General features: G+C 46.3%; 1 protein-coding gene. It reads left to right on the plus strand.

Annotated elements, in window-relative coordinates:
• Positions 1-387 precede the first annotated feature (387 nt).
• On the plus strand, positions 388-1,359 hold the full coding sequence (locus tag QT987_RS29685) for a transposase (protein ID WP_333247066.1): 972 nt from the start codon (positions 388-390) through the stop codon (positions 1,357-1,359).
• Positions 1,360-1,379: the final 20 nt, after the last annotated feature.

Below are 1,379 nucleotides of genomic sequence, written 5' to 3' on the forward strand. Positions count from 1 at the left end.
AGCTGTCACTCAGGCGATCGAGCTGTCACTCAGGCGATCGAGCTGTCACTCAGGCGATCGAGCTGTCACTCAGGCGATCGAGCTGTCACTCAGGCGAGCTTACCTTCTTCTTGGTAAATCTAAAGAAACAAGAAAGTTTCTGACGCTTGGTGCAAGTTTCAGTGGAAAGTGCTGTTTAAGGACATCAGAAATTGGTGAAGTTGGCCCGCCCCTTAGACTGCATAAGTCTGTTGCGTAGATAAGCTCCCATTACTGATGACAGGCGCACATTAAGCTGGACAGTATCTTAGGCTCTCGCTCTTGTGATCGGGAAAGCCTGCATTGACAAGGTTAGTCTTCAATTGCCTGTCGGTTCGTTCATAAATCGGAGTATATTGGGAGCCAAAAATGACATCAACAGTCTTAGGCATAGACATCAGTAAAAAAGACTTTTATGTCTCATTGCTGACTGAAAGTCGTGCGACTAAACCCAAAAAGTTTACTAACAATACTCAAGGGTTTGAGAGTTTACATAACTGGCTCAAACAACAAAATGTAGTCGAGATCCATGCTTGTATGGAAGCTACTAGCATTTACGGGGACGCTTTAGCCGAATTCCTCTATGGGGCTGGCTTTCAGGTAAGTATCGTCAATCCGGCCCGGATTAAAGGGTTTGCTAAAAGCGAACTTCTGCGAACTAAAACCGACTCCGTAGATGCAGCACTGATTGCTCGTTTTTGTGCGGCGATGAAACCCGATCTGTGGACACCAACCGCGCCTGAAATCAAGGAATTACAAGCTTTGCTGCGACGGCTCGAATCTGTCACAGAAATGATGACGAGCGAACAAAACCGTTTGGAGACAGCTACGCCAACTGTTGCTGGGCTTACCCTTGCACATTTGGAGTACCTACAAGAGCAACAAAAACTAATCAAAAAACTGATTAGCGACCATTTTGACCAACATCCACATTTAAAACAACAGCGTGACCTATTGACCTCAATTCCTGGAATTGGTGAACAGACGGCCTCGGTATTGTTAGCTGAAATTCGTGATGTTTCCGATTACAACAATGCCCGTCAACTAGCCGCTTATGCAGGCTTGACTCCCTGTGAACGTAGTTCTGGGACTTCTGTTAAAGGCAAAACTCGTTTGTCATGCACCGGCAATGTCCGGCTGCGAAAAGCGTTGTATTTGCCGGCTGTAGTGGCAATGCGTTACAACCCCTTGCTGAAAGCTATGAGCGAGAGATTATTGGGTCGCGGAAAGGTCAAAATGCAGGTGATTGGTGCGCTGATGAGGAAACTGGTGCATTTGGCTTTTGGGATTTTAAAATCCCAAAAGCCTTTCGACCCCAATTATTTGACTGCTACCCCTTGACAGGTCAAGACAGTATCTAC

Source organism: Microcoleus sp. SVA1B4 (assembly GCF_036700545.1).
In the GTDB taxonomy this organism is placed as follows: Bacteria; Cyanobacteriota; Cyanobacteriia; order Cyanobacteriales; family Microcoleaceae; genus Microcoleus.

Bases quoted from the DNA above. Each gene is read 5' to 3' on its own strand.
- QT987_RS29685 (WP_333247066.1), top strand. From the start codon at position 388: ATGACATCAACAGTCTTAGGCATAGACATCAGTAAAAAAGACTTTTAT.